Origin of the sequence: Pseudosporangium ferrugineum (assembly GCF_003002065.1) — a bacterium.
In the GTDB taxonomy this organism is placed as follows: Bacteria; Actinomycetota; Actinomycetes; order Mycobacteriales; family Micromonosporaceae; genus Actinoplanes; species Actinoplanes ferrugineus_A.
Genome location: NZ_PVZG01000010.1, coordinates 286,054 through 302,147 on the forward strand (window position 1 = coordinate 286,054; position 16,094 = coordinate 302,147).

The 16,094-nt window shown below is 72.7% G+C and carries 14 protein-coding genes; 7 read left to right on the plus strand and 7 right to left on the minus strand.

What is annotated here, in order from left to right:
• Nucleotides 1–122 precede the first annotated feature (122 nt).
• A complete protein-coding gene (locus CLV70_RS22330; protein ID WP_106128506.1) occupies nucleotides 123–1,247 on the plus strand; it encodes a PQQ-dependent sugar dehydrogenase in 1,125 nt (374 codons plus the stop codon).
• A gap of 27 nt (nucleotides 1,248–1,274) precedes the next feature.
• On the opposite strand, the gene CLV70_RS22335 is transcribed toward CLV70_RS22330, so the two are convergent.
• The 3 genes from CLV70_RS22335 to CLV70_RS22345 form a co-directional block, all read right to left on the minus strand.
• Nucleotides 1,275–1,526 (minus strand): hypothetical protein, encoded by a 252-nt coding sequence (locus CLV70_RS22335; RefSeq protein WP_245908389.1) that lies wholly within the window; start codon nucleotides 1,524–1,526, stop codon nucleotides 1,275–1,277.
• A gap of 114 nt (nucleotides 1,527–1,640) precedes the next feature.
• On the minus strand, nucleotides 1,641–1,967 hold the full coding sequence (locus tag CLV70_RS22340; protein ID WP_106128507.1) for a hypothetical protein: 327 nt from the start codon (nucleotides 1,965–1,967) through the stop codon (nucleotides 1,641–1,643).
• Nucleotides 1,968–1,994: 27 nt separating this feature from the next.
• Entirely contained in the window at nucleotides 1,995–3,671 is a 1,677-nt protein-coding gene (locus CLV70_RS22345) for a sodium:solute symporter family protein (protein WP_106128508.1), read from the minus strand.
• 154 nt (nucleotides 3,672–3,825) lie between these two features.
• Here CLV70_RS22345 and CLV70_RS22350 point away from each other — a divergent pair, with 154 nt between their 5' ends.
• Nucleotides 3,826–5,286 carry a CocE/NonD family hydrolase gene (locus CLV70_RS22350; protein WP_245908390.1) on the plus strand — a complete coding sequence of 487 codons (1,461 nt, stop codon included), beginning with the start codon at nucleotides 3,826–3,828 and terminating at the stop codon, nucleotides 5,284–5,286.
• Nucleotides 5,287–5,344: 58 nt separating this feature from the next.
• The gene (locus CLV70_RS22355) at nucleotides 5,345–7,981 is read left to right on the plus strand and encodes an NPCBM/NEW2 domain-containing protein (protein ID WP_106128510.1); all 2,637 of its coding nucleotides are present in this window, start codon (nucleotides 5,345–5,347) and stop codon (nucleotides 7,979–7,981) included.
• Here CLV70_RS22355 and CLV70_RS22360 read toward each other — a convergent pair whose 3' ends face one another.
• The gene (locus CLV70_RS22360) at nucleotides 7,982–8,638 is read right to left on the minus strand and encodes an HAD family hydrolase (RefSeq protein WP_106128511.1); all 657 of its coding nucleotides are present in this window, start codon (nucleotides 8,636–8,638) and stop codon (nucleotides 7,982–7,984) included.
• Nucleotides 8,635–9,507, minus strand: a complete 873-nt coding sequence (locus tag CLV70_RS22365) for an LLM class F420-dependent oxidoreductase (protein ID WP_106128512.1) — start codon at nucleotides 9,505–9,507, stop codon at nucleotides 8,635–8,637. The genes CLV70_RS22360 and CLV70_RS22365 overlap by 4 nt, the downstream gene beginning before the upstream one ends.
• A 216-nt stretch (nucleotides 9,508–9,723) precedes the next feature.
• On the opposite strand from CLV70_RS22365, the gene CLV70_RS22370 reads away from it, so the two are divergent.
• A complete protein-coding gene (locus tag CLV70_RS22370) occupies nucleotides 9,724–10,686 on the plus strand; it encodes a glycosyltransferase family 2 protein (protein WP_245908391.1) in 963 nt (320 codons plus the stop codon).
• On the opposite strand, the gene fgd is transcribed toward CLV70_RS22370, so the two are convergent.
• Together fgd and CLV70_RS22380 are read right to left on the minus strand one after the other, a co-directional pair.
• Nucleotides 10,680–11,687 (minus strand): glucose-6-phosphate dehydrogenase (coenzyme-F420), encoded by a 1,008-nt coding sequence (gene fgd / locus CLV70_RS22375; protein WP_106128514.1) that lies wholly within the window; start codon nucleotides 11,685–11,687, stop codon nucleotides 10,680–10,682. The genes CLV70_RS22370 and fgd overlap by 7 nt on opposite strands.
• Before the next feature lie 9 nt (nucleotides 11,688–11,696).
• Nucleotides 11,697–13,649 carry a sigma-70 family RNA polymerase sigma factor gene (locus tag CLV70_RS22380; protein ID WP_106128515.1) on the minus strand — a complete coding sequence of 651 codons (1,953 nt, stop codon included), beginning with the start codon at nucleotides 13,647–13,649 and terminating at the stop codon, nucleotides 11,697–11,699.
• Nucleotides 13,650–13,877: 228 nt separating this feature from the next.
• On the opposite strand from CLV70_RS22380, the gene CLV70_RS22385 reads away from it, so the two are divergent.
• The 3 genes from CLV70_RS22385 (at nucleotide 13,878) to CLV70_RS22395 (ending at nucleotide 16,082) form a co-directional block, all read left to right on the plus strand.
• Nucleotides 13,878–14,279 (plus strand): ATP-binding protein, encoded by a 402-nt coding sequence (locus CLV70_RS22385; RefSeq protein WP_106128516.1) that lies wholly within the window; start codon nucleotides 13,878–13,880, stop codon nucleotides 14,277–14,279.
• A 126-nt stretch (nucleotides 14,280–14,405) separates the two neighbouring features.
• Nucleotides 14,406–15,545, plus strand: coding sequence for a PP2C family protein-serine/threonine phosphatase (locus CLV70_RS22390; protein ID WP_170148646.1), 1,140 nt, complete (start codon nucleotides 14,406–14,408; stop codon nucleotides 15,543–15,545).
• Between the two features lie 72 nt (nucleotides 15,546–15,617).
• Complete coding sequence (locus CLV70_RS22395; protein ID WP_106128518.1) at nucleotides 15,618–16,082, plus strand: MarR family winged helix-turn-helix transcriptional regulator; 465 nt, start codon at nucleotides 15,618–15,620, stop codon at nucleotides 16,080–16,082.
• Nucleotides 16,083–16,094: the final 12 nt, after the last annotated feature.

The following is a 16,094-nucleotide window of genomic DNA, read 5'->3' on the forward strand; positions in this document are numbered from 1 at the left end:
GATCAGGGCCTCCATGGCTGGGAAGGTCGTGAGTGGACCCTCGCCGCACCCCGGGAGGCTGTCAAGCATACGGTCGGGTGAATCTTCAGTTTTCTCACAGGATGCCGTAGCACGGTAGAGGGATGACCTTCGCCGCCCGCTGGGGAATCGCCGTCGCCACGGCCAGTGCCGCCCTGCTCACCGCGTGTTCAGGAGGCGAGGATCCGGCCGCCGGCGGGCCGGCCACCGCGGTTCCCCCGGCGTCGTCGGGCCCTGCCTCTCCGGCCACCCCGCCGCCCTCCGGGGGCACCCCCGACCTGGGCGAGCCGGAGACGGTGGCGACCGGCATCGAGACCCCCTGGGGGCTGGCCTTCCTGCCCGACGGCAGCGCCCTGGTCGCCGAGCGGGACAGCGCCCGCGTGCTGCGGGTCACCGCCGGTGGCGGCCCGCCCCGCGAGGTCTACCGGGTTCCGGGCGTCTCCGCGTCCGGCGAGGGCGGCCTGCTCGGGCTGGCGGTCGCGAAGGACCACGCCCGAACCCGGTTCGTGTACGCCTATCACACGGCGGCCGACGACAACCGGATCGTGCGGTTCAAGCTGGGCAGCGACGCCGCGCCGGAGGTCATCTTCGACGGCATCGACAAAGCCGGTATCCACAACGGCGGCCGGATCGCCTTCGGGCCCGACGGCATGCTCTACGCCGGCACGGGCGACGCCGGGGACGGCTCGGCCTCCCAGGACCCGGACGACACCAACGGCAAGATCCTGCGGTTGACCCCTGAGGGCAGGCCCGCCCCGGGCAACCCGACGGCGGGCTCGCCGGTCTGGAGCCTGGGCCACCGCAACGTGCAGGGGCTGGCCTGGTCGGCGGACCGGACGATGTACGCCGTCGAGTTCGGCCAGAACCGCTTCGACGAGGTCAACAAGATCGAGGCCGGGCGCAACTACGGATGGCCCGAGGTCGAGGGCAAGGCCGGCGACGACCGCTACGCCGACCCGCTGATCACCTGGCCGACCGACCAGGCGTCGCCGTCGGGCGCGGCGATCGCCGGCAGCACGCTGTACGCGGCGGCGCTGCGCGGGGAGCGGCTCTGGACCGTACCGCTGGGCGGCGGCAAGCCGAAGGCCGAGCTGTCCGGGCGCTACGGCCGGCTGCGGACCGTGGCGGTCGCCCCGGACGGCGCGCTCTGGCTCACCACCTCGAACACCGACGGCCGGGGGGACGTCCGCGACGGCGACGACCGGATCCTGCGGTTCCCCGCCCGGTGAGGGGTGCGGACGGGGAACCGCAGGAGGTCAGCGGTTGTTCGGGGGCAGCAGCGGCAGGCTGCTGATGACCTGGGCGTACTGGGCGATCTGCCGGCCGTTCGGCACCACGCCGACGCTGCGGAGCTGATCGTTGATGGCCTGCACGACGGCATCCTCGGACTGGCCGCGATGCGTCTGCATGACCTTGTTGACCACATAGTCAACGCGAAGCTGCATCTGCCAGCCGGCGGGGCGCGACGACGCCCCGCCGGCGAGGCTCACTGAGGCGAGGGGTTCCATGCCCCTGAGTATCGGAAGCAGGGCGCCCTCACCGTAACCATCGGGGGGGCAGTGCAACCACCCTGCACCCGAGCGACACCCGATTGTTCCTCAGACCGCATCCGACGGTCACTCTCAGTGTTCGGCGGGCCGATCGCCGGCCGATCGCAGCTCCTCGGCGGAGGGCACCCGCGTGGGCCGCCACCACTGCCAGAGCAGGAACAACCCGCCGAGCACGAGCATGGACAACCCCATCCAGAGATTGATCCGTACGCCCTGAGCCTTCTCCAGGTCGGTGCCCGAGTCGAAGAGCCCGAGCAGCGTGACGATGACGCCGTACACCACGAACAGGCCACCGATCACCCGGCGCACGTCGAACAGGCGCGCCGCCGCCGACCGCTTCTCCAGGTCCTCGCCCTGCTCGACGAACTCGTCGTCCGGACGGTGCAGTTCCTCAGCCATGAGAACACCTCTGTCGCTGTCGGCCGGTCACCAGACCGGGATGTAGAGCAGGAAGGCCAGGACGACCGCGATGGCACCCAGCAGGGCCGGGTTGCGCCACCAGACCCGGTCGGCGGCCAGCACCGCCTCGCCGGAGGTGGCGCCGCCGGCCAGGCCGTACACCAGGCCGCGCAGGTCGCTCTCGGGCTTGGGCCGGGTGAACAGGGTGACCACCACGGCGACCACCACGGCCGTGCCGAAGGCCAGCCCCGCGCCCCAGAAGCTCTCCTCCAGGTCGGAGTTGAACTTGGCGACGTCGGCGAGGTAGAGCAGGTACAGGGTGAGCGACGACAGGGTGCCCAGCAGCAGGGACCAGAAGCCGGCCCAGGCGGACATCCGCTTCCAGAACATGCCGACGATGAACGTCGCGAACAGCGGGGCGTTGATCAGGGAGAACAGCGCCTGGATGTAGTTCATGATGTTGTCGTAGCCGGCCGCGATGAAGGCCGTGCCGATGCTGATGACGATGCCGGCGATCGTCGCGATCCGGCCCACCCGCAGGTAGTAGTCGTCCGGGCGGTCCTTGCGCACGTACGACTGCCACAGGTCGTACGTGAAGACGGTGTTGAAGCCGCTGACGTTCGCCGCCATGCCGGCCATGAACGAGGCGACCAGCCCGGTCACCGCGACGCCGAGCACGCCGTTGGGCAGCAGGTCGCGCATCAGCAGCGGGATCGAGTTGTTGTACGTCAGGTCCCCGGTCTTGGCGCCCAGCCCCTTCACCGTCACGATGGCGATGAGGCCGGGGATCACCGTGATGATCGGGATGATCAGCTTCGGGAACGCGCCGATGATCGGCGTACGCCGGGCCGCGCTCATGTCCTTGGCCGAGAGCGCCCGCTGGACCTCGGCGAAGTTCGTGGTCCAGTAGCCGAACGACAGCACGAAGCCGAGGCCGAAGACGATGCCGATCCAGTTGGCGCCGAGCGGGTTGTCCGAGCCCGCCGTGCCCTGCCACGTGTGCAGCGCGGCGTCGCCGAGCCTGCTGTCCCGCACGGCGTCGAACAGGCCGTCGATGCCGCCGACCTTGACCAGGCCCACGATGGTGATCGGGAGCAGCCCCGCGATGATCACGAAGAACTGCAGCACCTCGTTGTAGATCGCCGAGGAGAGCCCGCCGATGGTGATGTACGTCAGCACGATCGCGGCGCCGACCACGATCGACGCCCAGAGCGGCCAGCCGAGCAGCGCGTCCAGGATGAGCGCCAGGGCGTACAGGTTGACGCCGGCGATGAGCACCTGGGCGATCGCGAAGATCGTCGCGTTCAGCAGGTGGGTGGGGCGGTTGAAGCGCAGCCGCAGGAATTCCGGGACGCTGCGGACCTTCGAGCCGTAGTAGAAGGGCATCATCACGATGCCGAGGAAGACCATCGCCGGCACGGCGCCGATCCAGTAGTAGTGCAGGGTCATCAGGCCGTACTGGGCGCCGTTGGCGGCCATGCCGATGATCTCGAGGGCGCCCAGGTTCGCGGAGACGAAGGCGAGGCCGGTGACCCAGGCGGGCATCGACCGCCCGGAGAGGAAGAAGTCGGCGCTCGTACTGATCGCTCTCCGGGCCGCGAACCCGACGCCCAGGACGGTCGCGAAGTAGATCGCGAGGATGAGGTAGTCGAACACGTCCAGATCGAGCCTGACCCCGGGCCCTTCCGCCGCGAACAGGTACATGCGCACCTCCTGTGCAGTCGGACGCGTCGTACCCCTGTCGAAGATCGTTCACACCTGCTCGTGGCTTCACTCCGGGACGCTTCTGCGATCGAATGTCATGGATATCGATTCCGCGGAAGGAAGCCCCATGCCGGTTCCCGTACCCCGTGTCCTGTTGGCGGTTCTGTTGGCCGCTCTCGCCGTACCGGCCCCGGCGCAGGCCGCGCCCGGCGGCCGGCCGTACGTGCGCGGCGGCGAGACCGTCCCCGTCTACGACTACGCCGACGCCGTTCGGGAGAGCGTCTGGGTGCAGACCCCGGACGACGCCGACGAGGACGGCATGATCGGCAAGTCCTGGGACGGTTCCATCGCCAACGGGGTCGCCGCCACCGGCGTCGAGGGCCTGGAGACGATCGTGCCCATCTCGGCGATCTCCAGCTGGTACGACTACATGCGCTACCGCGGCACCCTGCGCGCCACCGGCTACCCGAGCTACCTCCAGTCGGTGGTGAGCGACCGGATCGGCGAATGCGCCGCGGTCACCGAGTCGCTGGCCACCGACAGCGAGGACGACACGGCCGACTACAACGCGTTCTGGCGGGCGCGCGACTACCGCCCGGCCGCGTCCCGGGTGCACGCCAGCGTGTTCGTGGTGCACGGCGTCAACGACCTGAACGTGACCACGCGGCAGTTCGCCGAGTGGTGGGACGAGCTGGCCGAGCGGGGCGTGCCGCGCAAGATCTGGCTGCACCGGACCGGCCACGTCGACCCGTTCGACGTCCGCCGCGAGGCCTGGGTCGACACCCTGCACCAGTGGTTCGACCGCTGGCTCCAGGGCCTGCACAACGGCATCGAGCGGGCGCCGCGGGCGACCGTCGAGACGGCGCCGGGGGTCTTCACGGACGCCCGGGACTGGCCGCTGCCGGGCACCCGGCCGGTGGCGGTGCGGCTGGGCGCGGGCGTCGCCTCGTACACCGACGCCTCGCTCTCCGAGGAGGAGGCGGTGGCCGACCCCGGGGCGCAGGTCCCCGGCCGGCTCGCCCTGCGATACGGGCCGCTGACCTCCCCGCTGCGCCTGTCCGGCTCGCCGTCGGTGCGGCTGCGGGTGCGGGTCGACCGGCCGACGACCCAGCTCACCGCGCGGCTGGTGGACTACGGCACGGAGAGCAGGGTGGAGTACGACCGCGGTGAGGGCGTCCGGACGCTGTCCACGGAGTCGTGCTGGGGCGCGTCGACGCCGGCGGACGACGCCTGCTACTTCGACGTCGCGGAGCGGATGGCCACGACGGACCACGCGGTGCTGACCCGGGGCTGGCAGGACGCCGCCCACCACGTCTCGCTGCGCTTCGCCACCCCGCTGCGCCCGGACCGGTGGTATGCGATCACCGTGCCGGTCAACGCGTACGACGTCACCGTGGCGGCCGGTCACACGCTCGGGCTGGTGCTGACCCAGAGCGATCCGGAGTTCACTGAGGCGCCGAACACCGGCGCGACGGTCGAGGTCGACCTGGCCCGCAGCACGCTGGTGCTGCCCGTCACCGGCCCGGCGACGCTCAAGCCCACGAAGGGCGCGCCGCGCACCACGAACGGCCTCACCGCGGAGGTGCGCCCGCAGCGCCTGCTGCCCCTGCGATAGGCGTTCATGAATATTGGCCTCTTCCCCGCGTAACGTGTGTGAAATAGAGTCCGAAACCATGCGGACGTTGTCCTTTGTGTTCGGTCTTGTGCTCACCGCGACCCCGTTGGCCGTGCCGTCCCCGGCATCGGCCGCGGCCGGATGGACCGTGAGCGGGCCGGGCGGCGGCGTCTCCGCCCGGCTCGCCCTCGACGACGCGGGGCGCCTCAGCTTCGGCGTCGACCGGCAGGGCGCCCCGGTGCTGGCGCCGGCGCCGATCGGGATCACCACCGCCGGGACGGACCTCAGCACGGGGCTCACCCTCGCCGGCCGCAGCAGCCGTACGGTGCGCGAGCGCTACACCCGCACCACCGGCAAGCAGCTCGAACGTGACGTGACCCTGGCCGAGTCCACGTTCGCCTTCACCGGTGCCGGCGGGGCGCGGCTCGACGTGATCGTCCGCGTCTCCGCCGAGGGTGCCGCGTACCGCTACGTGCTGCCCGCCGGCGGGACGGTGACCGGCGAGGCGTCGTCGTGGACGCTGCCCGCCGACGCGCCCGCGTGGCTGCTGCCGTACAACCCGAACTACGAGAACGTCCGGGTGCAGACGACCGCCGGGAGTGCCGCCGCCGGGGACTACGGCTTTCCGTCGCTGTTCCAGGTGGGCGCGAACTACGCCCTGCTCACCGAGTCCGACGTGGACGGGCGGTACGACGGGGCGCGGCTGACCCATGCGGCCGGCTCCGGGGCGTACCGGATCGTCCTGGCCGACCCGGGCATCACCGCGACCGGCCCGCTGGCGACGCCGTGGCGGGTCGCGGTCGTCGGCGACCTCGCCACCGTGACCTCCTCGATGCTGACCGACGACCTGGCCCCGCCGTCGAGGCTCACCGACACGTCCTGGGTACGCCCCGGCATGGTCGCCTGGTCCTGGCTGTCGGAGCACAGCAGCCCCTCGGATCCGGTGCGCCAGAAGCAGTACATCGACTTCGCGGCCCGCAACGGCTGGCCGTACGTGCTCATCGACGAAGGCTGGAACGCGGCCTGGGTGCCGGAGGTCGTGCGGTATGCCCGCGCCCGCGGCGTCGACGTGCTGCTCTGGCTGCACTGGACCAGCCTCGACACCGACCAGGAACGGGACACCCTGCTGCCGCGGTTCCGCTCGTGGGGCGTGGCCGGCGTCAAGGTCGACTTCATGGACTCCGACAGTCAGGACCGCTTCCGCTGGTACGACGACATCCTCGCGGCCACCGCGGCGCAGCACCTGATGATCAACTTCCACGGCGCCACGATCCCGCGCGGCATCCAGCGCACCTGGCCGCACGTGATGACCCTGGAGGCCATCCGCGGGGCCGAACAGTTCCGCACCCGCGCGGCGACGAACACGATGTTCCCGTACACCCGCAACGTGGTCGGCGGGATGGACTACACCCCCGTCACCTGGGCGGTCACCGACCGGGACACCACCGATGCGCACGAGGTGGCGCTGGCCCTGGTGTACGAGTCGGGCTGGACCCACCTGGCGGACAGGCCGGAGACGTACGAGGCGCACCCCGAGGCGCTGCGCACCCTCAGCCGGCTGCCGACGGTGTGGGACGAGACCCGGCTGCTCACCGGCGCGCCCGGCCGCGAGACCGTCGTCGCCCGGCGCCACGACGACCGCTGGTACGTCGGCGGCATCTCCGCGGTCGCCGCGCACACCGTCGCCGCCCCGCTCGGCTTCCTCGGCGGCGGGCGCTACCTCGCCGAGACCCTCCGCGACGGCGACCACGGCCTGGTACGCGAAAGCCGGATCGTGCGCCGCGGGGACACCCTGGAGGTGCCCGAGCCGGCGAACGGCGGGTTCGTGACGGTGCTGTGCGCGTACACCGGGGCGGCGACCTGCGACCGGCCGGTCCGCCGGGTGCCGGCCACCACCCTCACCCTCGACCCGTCCACGACCGACGTCCACCCGGGCGGGTCCGTCACCGTCGAGGCGGCGTTCACGCTTCCCGCCGGCGGCCCGATCACGGGCGTCAAGCTGGCGGCCCGCGCACCGCAGGGCTGGACGGTACGCGGACCGGCGGTCGCGGACAGCGGCATGCGCGGCGGCGACACCCTCCGCGGCACCTGGACGTTCACCGCCGGCGCCGGCGTGCCCACCGGCGCCACCGAACTCCCCGTCGCCGCCGAGTTCACCTTCGCCGGCGACCCCGGCTCCCCGGACACCCCGGGCAAGCGGCCGGTGCACGTCGAGGAGGTGGTCCGGGCGCTGGTGCCGCCCGCCGACCCGAGCGGCACGCCCGCGGTGAGCGACCTGCCCTTCCTGACCGAGAGCAACGGGTACGGCCCGGTCGAACGGGACCGGTCCAACGGCGAGTCCGCGGCCGGCGACGGCAACCCGATCACCATCCGCGGCACCGCGTACCCGAAGGGCCTGGGCATGCACGCGCCGGGCGAGGTCACGGTCTGGCTCGGCGGCGCCTGCACCCGCTTCTCCGCCCAGGTCGGCGTCGACGACGAGGTGGCCCAGTCCGGCTCGGTCGACTTCCGCGTCCTCGGCGACGACCGCGAGCTGGCCTCGAGCGGCGTACGCCGCAGCGCGGACCCGGCGGCGCCGCTGACCGCCGACGTCAGCGGCGTCCGGATCCTGACGCTGCGGGTGACCGACGGCGGCGACGGCAAGAACTTCGACCACGCCGACTGGGCGGACGCCCGCCTCAGCTGCGGCTCCTGATCAGCGCAGCTTCTCGACGGCCTCCACGGTGAGGTCGTCGAGGGTCTCGATCACCAGGCTCGCCAGCGCCAGCGCGTCGGGCGCGGGCGGGTAGACGCCGTGCGGCACCGCGATCACCGCGAGGCCCGCGGCGCCGGCCGAACGGAGGCCGTTGCTGGAGTCCTCGACCGCCGCGCACGCCCGTGGGTCGAACCCGAGCCGCCCGGTCGCGGCGAGGTAGACGTCCGGGGCCGGCTTGCCGCGGGGAACCTCCTCGGTGGACAGCGTGGTCCGGAAGGCGCCGGTCAGGCCGGCGGTCTCCAGCACCTGGTCGATGAGGATCCGCGCCGACGAGCTCGCCAGGGCCAGCGGGAAACGGTCGGCGAGGCGGCGGACCGCGTCGACCGAGCCGGGGATCAGCGGCAGGGCCTCCCGGTAGCGCCCGGCCATGCGGCCGAGGACGTCGGCGGCGACCTGCTCGGGCGTACGCGGCACGCCCACGTCCTCGCTCAGGTGCCGCGACCACTCGCCGGTGCTCATGCCCATCATCCGGGTCTGGGTGTCGGGCAGGAACTCGCGGCCGTGCTCGGCGACGTAGCCGCGGCGGACCTCCTCCCAGACCTCCTCGGTGTCGATGATGACGCCGTCCAGATCGAAGACCACGGCCTCGACGGTCACAGCGCCTCGATCGCGGGCAGCACCCGGGTACGCAGGATCTCGATCTTGTCGAGGCTGGGGAGGCCCGGTATCCCGCCGTGTCCCACGGTGAACCCGAGGCCGGCCAGGCGGGTGAGCGCGGCGACGATCGCGTCCACGTTCTCGCCCTTCTCCCCCGGGTCGAGCGGCACCAGCGCCGTCTTCTCGATGTCGTCGTAGTCGCGGCCCTCGGCCTCGCAGTGCTGCCGCAGCACGTCGAGCTTGTGCCCGATCTCGGGACTGTCGAAGAGGTTGCAGGAGTCCGCGTACTTCGCCACGAAGCGCAGGGTCTTCTTCTCGCCACCGCCCCCGATGAGGATCGGCGGGTGCGGCCGCGACAGCGGCGCCGGGGAGTTCAGCGGGCGCCCCAGCCGGTAGTGGCGGCCCTCGTACGGCGTCTCGTCGCCGTGGAACATGCGGTGGCAGATCTGCAGGGTCTCCTCCAGGCGCTCGAAGCGCTCGGCGGTCGGCGGGAAGAACAGGCCGAGCCCCGCGGACTCCTCGGCGTTCCAGGCCGCGCCGATGCCGAGCATCGCCCGGCCCCCGGAGAGCACGTCCAGGGTGGTCACCGCCTTGGCGAGCAGGCCGGGATCCCGGTACGTCACGCCGGTCACCATGGTCAGCAGCTTCGCCCGCCGGGTGTGCCCGGCGAGAAACCCGAGCGCCGTGTACGCCTCCAGCATCTCGTGCTCCGGCGGGCCGAGGAAGCCGATCTGCCAGAGATGGTCCATGACGCTGATCCGGTCGAAGCCCGCCTCGTCGGCCGCCGAGGCGATCTCCGCCAGCTGCGGTCCGAGCCGCTCGGCGCCGCCGGGCCAGGTGAAATCGGAGATGTGCAGACCCAGTTTCACGGGGGTTCCTTCCCTCGGGTGATTCCCCTGGAACCCTACTGCGACAGTCGGGATGATCTCCCCATACTGTCCGGTCCGGTTGACGCAACGTAATCAATTGGTAAGTTGTCTCCGGTCCCTGGACCCCGCCCCCGAAAGTCCCGCCGCCGAGGAGCCACCGCCATGCCTCCCTCGTCGCGACGCCCGGTGCCGACCCACGCCGCGTCGTCACCGACCGTGACAGTTGTGATACCCGCCCTCAACGAGGAGGACAACCTCCCCCTCGTGCTGGAGAACCTGCCGCCCGTCGACGAGGTCGTCGTCGTGGACGGCCGCTCCGACGACGACACCGTCGCGGTGGCCCGCGAGGTGCGCCCCGACGTCGTCGTGGTGCGCCAGACCCGGTCCGGCAAGGGCAACGCGCTCGCGTGCGGCTTCGCCGCCGCCACGGGCGACATCGTGGTGACCGTGAACGCCGACGGCTCCGCGGACCCGCAGGAGATCCCGCGCTTCGTCGACGCGCTGCTCTCCGGCGCCGAGGCCGCGCACGGCTCGCGCTTCCGCTACGGCGGCGACCACCGCGACGCCCTGCCCGCCGAGCGCCTCGGGCACGCCGTGCTGAGCCGGCTCGTCAACCTGCTGTTCCGGACCCGGTTCACCGACCTGAGCTGCGGCTACAACGCGTACTGGCGGGAGCTGCTGCCCGTGCTCGGCCTGCCCGGACCGGAGGTGCCCGGGCTCAGGCGCGGCCGCCTGGCCTGGGGCGACGGGCCGGAGAGCGAGACCCTGATCACGATCCGGATGGCGACCCGCGGCCTGCGCGTGGTCGAGGTCGCGACGATCGGCTATCCCCGCATCCACGGCGACCGGCCGCGGCGGCTGCTCCCGGCGGCGCTGCGGGTGCTGCGCACGGTCGTGACCGAGTACGCCCGCCGCTGGCGCCGCCCGCCGTCCCGGCCCGCGCTGCCTCCCGCGTTCCCGCCGGCCGCACCCTCGGCGTCGCCCTCACCCTCATCCTCGCCCCCGCCCTCGCCTTCCGCGGAGTCCGGGCGGCACGCCGCACGGCACTCCGTTGCGCCGCCGCCGCGCACCCGTCGCCGTCCGGACCTGCGGGTGATCCGGGGCGAGGGGCGCGACGAGCGATGGGACGGCCCGTCGCAGTACCGGGCCGTGCCGGGCGAGAACTACCGGCCCTACTGACCCTTGGCGCGCTCGCGGAGGCGGGGCAGCACCTCGTCGCCGTACACGCGCAGGAACCGGTCCTGATCCGGGCCCGGCGCGTGGAACACCAGGTGCTTGAAGCCCATGTCGAGATACTCGGCGACCTTGGCGGCATGCTCGTCGGGGTCCGACGAGACGATCCAGCGGGTCACCGTACGGTCGACGGACAGCGCGTCGGCCCGGCGCTGCATCTCGATCGGGTCCTCGACGCCGGTCTTCTCCTCGGGCGACAGCGCCAGCGCGCCCCAGTAGTGGGTGTCGTTGCGGGCCTTCTCCAGGTCGGGGTCGAAGGAGACCTTGACCTCGATCATCAGGTCGATGCCGTCCAGCGAGCGGCCCGCCTTGCCGGCGCCCTCGCGGACGGCGGGCAGCAGCGTGCCGGTGTAGAGGTCGTGCCCCTTGCCGCTGGTCGTGATGAAGCCGTCGGCGACCCGCCCGGCCAGGCGGGTGGCGGCTGGGCCCGAGGCGCCGATGTAGATGGGCACCGGCTGCTCCGGCTTGTCGTAGATCGTGGCCAGTTCGGTGCGGTAATACGTGCCCTCGAAGGTGACCCGGTCCTCGGTCCAGAGCTGCCGGATGAGCGCCACCGCCTCCTTGAGCCGGGCGAAGCGCTCCTTGCCCTCCGGCCAGGTCAGGCCCAGCGGCACCTCGTTGAGCGACTCGCCCGAGCCGACGCCGAGGATCACCCGGCCCGGGGCGAGGCAGCCCAGCGTCGCGAAGGCCTGGGCCACGACCGCCGGGTGGTAGCGGAACGTCGGGGTCAGCACGCTGGTGCCGAGCAGGACCCGCTCGGTGCCGGCGGCCAGGGCGCCGAGCCACGGCAGGGCGGCCGGGGCGTGCCCGCCGTCGTGCCGCCACGGCTGGAGGTGGTCGCTGACGAACACGGAGTCGAAGCCGTGCTGCTCCGCGTCGATGCCGTAGCGCAGGAGCTCACGCGGCGCGAACTGCTCCGCCGATGCCTTGTAGCCGAACCGAATCATGGTCCGACCCTATCCCGCGGCCTTGTACGCCTTACCCGCCTCGGTCGGCGTCCGCGCATCCCGGTACAGCCCGAAGTCGACGCTGTCGCCGACGGCCGGGAGCCCGAACCAGGCGTAGCGCTCGACGTACGAGCGGGACTCCAGGCCCCGGGTGCTGCCCTTGATGAACGCCACCTCCTGGGCGGCGCTCGGATACTTGGGGCTGCCGGAGAAGTTCATCAGGCCGTACTCGGTGACCCAGACCGGCAGGTCGTACCGGCGGTGCACGGCGTCGACGTAGCCGAGGAACTGGCCGACCGCCGCGCTGCTGAAGTCGGAGCCGTACCAGTGCAGGGTGATGAAGTCGACGCGCAGGTTCTTCTGCTTCGCGCCCTTCATGAACCGGTCGAGCCAGCCGCCCGAGGTGTCCCCGCCGTACGCGACCGCGGGACTGCCCAGCCGCAGGCCGGTCGCCTGGAGCCGGGGCCACGCCGCCAGCGCGTCCTCGACGCTCATGTTCGCCTGGCCGCCCATGTCGGGCTCGTTGAAGCCGAGCAGGACGTCGCCCTCCCGCTTGACCTTGGCCAGGGTGGCGTCGGTGACGTTGGCCCTGCCCCACACCATCGGCACGAACTCGACGTCCGCGGGCGCCGGCATGCTGTCGTTGTCGGGCGCCCAGTTGTAGTACCAGCCCGCGCCCACGTCGTCGAGCGCGCCCTTGATGCCGTCGAACTGCCAGGTGCCGACGCCCTTCTTCGCGGACGTCGCGGTGGGCGGCACCGGGGCGACCGCCCTGGGCTTCTTCTTCGTGGGCGACGGCTTCGCCGACGGCCGGGCCGAGGTGACGCTCGGCGTGACGGACGCGGGAGCGGGCAGCGAGAGCCGCGGCGCGGGGGCCGTCGTGGTGACCACCGCCGCGCTGGCGACCGGCTTGTCGTCGTCGGCGTAGACGACCACCGCCGCGCCGCCGCCGGCCACCGCGCCGGTGGCCAGCACGGCCGTGAGCACCCGCCGGCCGACGCCCACCGTGCCCTTGACCGCGATCTTCGCCGCCAGCGCCTTGCCCGAACCGGCCGCCGCGTGCGCCCCTGAACCCGCCGCGTGCGCCCCAGAACCCGCCGCGTGCGCCCCAGAACCCGCCGCGTGCGCCCCTGAGCCTGCCGCGGCTTGCGTCCCGGCGGTCGCGGCGCCCGAGCCGGCCGCGCCGAGGCCCGGGAGCGCTCCCGCGAGGGTGTGCGGCAGCGGCACCAGGGCCATCCCGACCAGGAGCTTCTCCGCGGCCACCAGGCCCGACCAGGCCGGCGAGCACTGCCGGCAGTCACGGGTGTGGCGGGCGATGCGCTTGCGCCACAGCGGCCCCGGCCGCCCGTCCCAGCCCGCGGTGACCAGGCCCAGCTCCGGGCAGGACGGGGCGGCGGCGAGTGCCCGCACCACCACGCGGGCCGTCTCGAGCTGGCCCTTCATCCGCTGGATCCGGACCGCCGCGTGCTGCCGGGACACCTCGATGGCGTCGACGATCTCGTCGCGGGTCAGCTCCCCGGACGCCTCCAGCCACCACAGCGCCAGCAGCTCGCGGTTGTCCTCGTCGAGCCAGCGGGTGGCCTCCGCGGTCTCCCGGCGCTGACCGGCCAACTCCAGCCGGGTGATCGCCAGGTCGGTGAAGTCGGCGCCGGGGTCGCGCAGGTCGTCCGGGAGCAGCTCGTCGGGGGCGGCCCGGCGTACCCGGTAGCGCTCCCGCACCTGGCGCACGGTGATCGCCACGAGCCAGGACCGGAACGCCGCCGGATCGCGCAGGTCGCCGAGGTTGCGCAGCACCCGGAGCATGGTGTCCTGCACGACGTCGTCGACGTCGGCGTGCCCGTCCAGCGCCCGGCCGACGATCGTGTAGACCAGCGGCAGGTACCCGGCGACGAGGCGGTCGACGGCGGCCGGGTCGCCGGCGCGGGCAGCCACCACCGTCGCGGTGTCCGGTTGAAACGCCATCAGTCCTCAGAACCTCTCCGTGGGGCATCGATCATCGCTCGCGGCCGCGGATCTGACGACCACGGGTAGGGAGACGGCCCGAACGGGCTGCGATAACAGGAAGTTCGGCCGAGGCCCGGGGCGACCCGCGCCGACGAACTCCGGGGCGGCCGTGATTAGGCGGCGGCCGGGCCGGGAACATCAGGACCGGGCCCGGCGGGGGCCGCACCGGCAGCGGAGGAGGCGGGCATGCGTATCTCGGTCCACCTGAATCTGCCGCGCGAGGTCGGCAGCGTCCCGGCCGTGCGGCGGCTGCTGCGGTGCGCCCTGGCGACCTTCGGGGTCGACCGGCAGGACGGGGACGACCTCGAGCTGGCGCTCACCGAGGCGTGCGCCAACGTGGTGAACCACGCGGCCGGCGCGGACAGCATCCAGGTCCGCCTCGACGTCGCCGCCGACCGGTGTGCCATCGACGTGGCCGACAACGGTGCCGGTTTCGACACCGGCGAGGTGGCCGAGCCCGACGCGACCAGCGACCGGGGCCGCGGACTGTTCCTCATCAAGGCCCTGAGCGAGAACGTACGGATGCAGTCCGTCCCGCGCCGGGGAAGCCTGATCCACTTCGAGAAGTCGTTCGCCGGAGCGCGCTGACGCCGTACCCCGCAACGCCCCGGCCGATCGCCACGCGCGGCCCGGCGCGACGCCGCCGTACGCGTTTCCTATCATTCTTGCTCTACAGCAAATATTGCCGTCCCGGCGAGGCGAAAGAGGGGTCCATTGTCCGACCGTCCGACTCCGGTGAGCGCGTCGCTGCGGGCGGCGCCGCCGGACCGGCTGCCCGAGGTGGTGGCCGAGCACCTGCGCCGGCACCACGCCGCCGGCCGGATCGAGGTGCTGCTGGGCGACCTCACCCTCACCGGCCTCCAGCCGCTGCTCGACCCGGACGGGCCGGGCGGCAACGCGCTGGCCCAGCGCTGCTTCGGCAGTCAGCGGCCGGTCGTCGACATCGCGCCGGACGCCAACCGGGCGTACCTGCCGCTGCACGTCTGGGGCGAGCGGCTCGGCGTCCTGGTGGTGGAGACGACCCTGCCCGCGGGCACGCGCCTCACCGAGGAGCTCACCGCGGTGGCCGACGACCTGGCCGTCGCCCTGCAGGCCGCCGCCCCGCTCACCGACCGCTACCGCCGGGCCGTCCGGCTGGCCCGCCTCACCATGGCCGCCGAGTTGCAGTGGGAACTGCTGCCGGGCCGTTCGCTGGGCGACGACAGATTCCTCGTCGCCGGTCAGCTCGAGCCGGCGTACGCGGTCTTCGGCGACCACTTCGACTGGACGCTGAGCGGGGAACGGCTCACCGTCACCGTGCTCAACGGCCACGGCGACGGGCTGGAGGCGGCGCTGCTCACCACGGTCGCGGTCAACGCCATGCGCAACGCCCGCCGCTCCGGCGCCAACATCGTGGAGCAGGCGGAGCTCGCCTCGGACGCCGTCTACGCCCGGTACGGCGGCGCCGCGCACGCCGCCACCCTGCTGCTGGAGATCGACCTCGTCGGCGGGCGGGTCGAGGCGGTCGACGCCGGATCGCCGCGCGCGATGATCGCCCGCGACCGGGACATCCGTACGGTCGCCCTCGAGCAGCAGCTCCCGCTCGGCATGTTCGGCGAGACCCGGTACGAGACCCAGCGGTTCCGGCTCGAACCCGCGGACCGGCTCCTCGTGGTCAGCGACGGAGTGCACGCGGCGTCCCCCGGCGGGCGTACCCCGTACGGTGAATCGGCCCTGCTGAGCGCCCTGCGACGGACGCGGTTGCAGCCCGCCACCGAGGCAGTGGGTACGGTGATGCGCGGCCTCCGCGAATACCATGCGGGAGCCGAACCCGACGACGACGCCGTCACCGTCTGCCTCGACTGGCGCCGGTGACGCTTCAAAACCTCGGCGAACGGGTACGGGCGGCCTGCAACTCACTCAAGTTCCTGCGTACAGAGGACCGGCATGGAGCGCCTCACGGACGTCGCCGCAGCGGTGCAATCGACGGTGGAGTCGCTGCTCGGCGTCTTCGAGAGCGCCCGGCTGGCCCAGTCGCCGGCGGTGCCGCCCGCCCAGTTGCGGGTCCTGACGATCATCTCGCGCAACGAGGACACCAACATGAGCCGGCTCGCCGAGACGCTCGACGTGGTGCCGTCCTCGGCGAGCCGCCTCTGCGACCGGCTCGAGGCCACCGGCCTGCTGCGCCGGGTGCCCGACCCGCGCGACCGGCGCGAGGTCCGGCTGCTGCCCACGCCGGCCGCCCGCCGGCTCCTCGACGAGCTGCGGGAACGCCGCCGGTCGGCGCTGGCCGAGGTGCTGGAACGGATGAGCCCGGCCCGCCGCACCGAGTTGGTCCGTGCTCTGGCCGCCTTCGACGACGCGGCCACGGCACCCGCGGCCGGTGAGGGCGACGGCCTGCGCACGGCCTGATCCACCCCTGGG

Excerpts from the sequence above, each read along its gene's own strand:
- CLV70_RS22330 (WP_106128506.1), top strand. The coding sequence starts at position 123 with ATGACCTTCGCCGCCCGCTGGGGAATCGCCGTCGCCACGGCCAGTGCC.
- CLV70_RS22335 (WP_245908389.1), bottom strand. The coding sequence starts at position 1,526 with ATGGAACCCCTCGCCTCAGTGAGCCTCGCCGGCGGGGCGTCGTCGCGC.
- CLV70_RS22340 (WP_106128507.1), bottom strand. The coding sequence starts at position 1,967 with ATGGCTGAGGAACTGCACCGTCCGGACGACGAGTTCGTCGAGCAGGGC.
- CLV70_RS22345 (WP_106128508.1), bottom strand. The coding sequence starts at position 3,671 with ATGTACCTGTTCGCGGCGGAAGGGCCCGGGGTCAGGCTCGATCTGGAC.
- CLV70_RS22355 (WP_106128510.1), top strand. The coding sequence starts at position 5,345 with ATGCGGACGTTGTCCTTTGTGTTCGGTCTTGTGCTCACCGCGACCCCG.
- fgd (WP_106128514.1), bottom strand. The coding sequence starts at position 11,687 with ATGATTCGGTTCGGCTACAAGGCATCGGCGGAGCAGTTCGCGCCGCGT.
- CLV70_RS22380 (WP_106128515.1), bottom strand. The coding sequence starts at position 13,649 with ATGGCGTTTCAACCGGACACCGCGACGGTGGTGGCTGCCCGCGCCGGC.
- CLV70_RS22385 (WP_106128516.1), top strand. The coding sequence starts at position 13,878 with ATGCGTATCTCGGTCCACCTGAATCTGCCGCGCGAGGTCGGCAGCGTC.
- CLV70_RS22395 (WP_106128518.1), top strand. The coding sequence starts at position 15,618 with ATGGAGCGCCTCACGGACGTCGCCGCAGCGGTGCAATCGACGGTGGAG.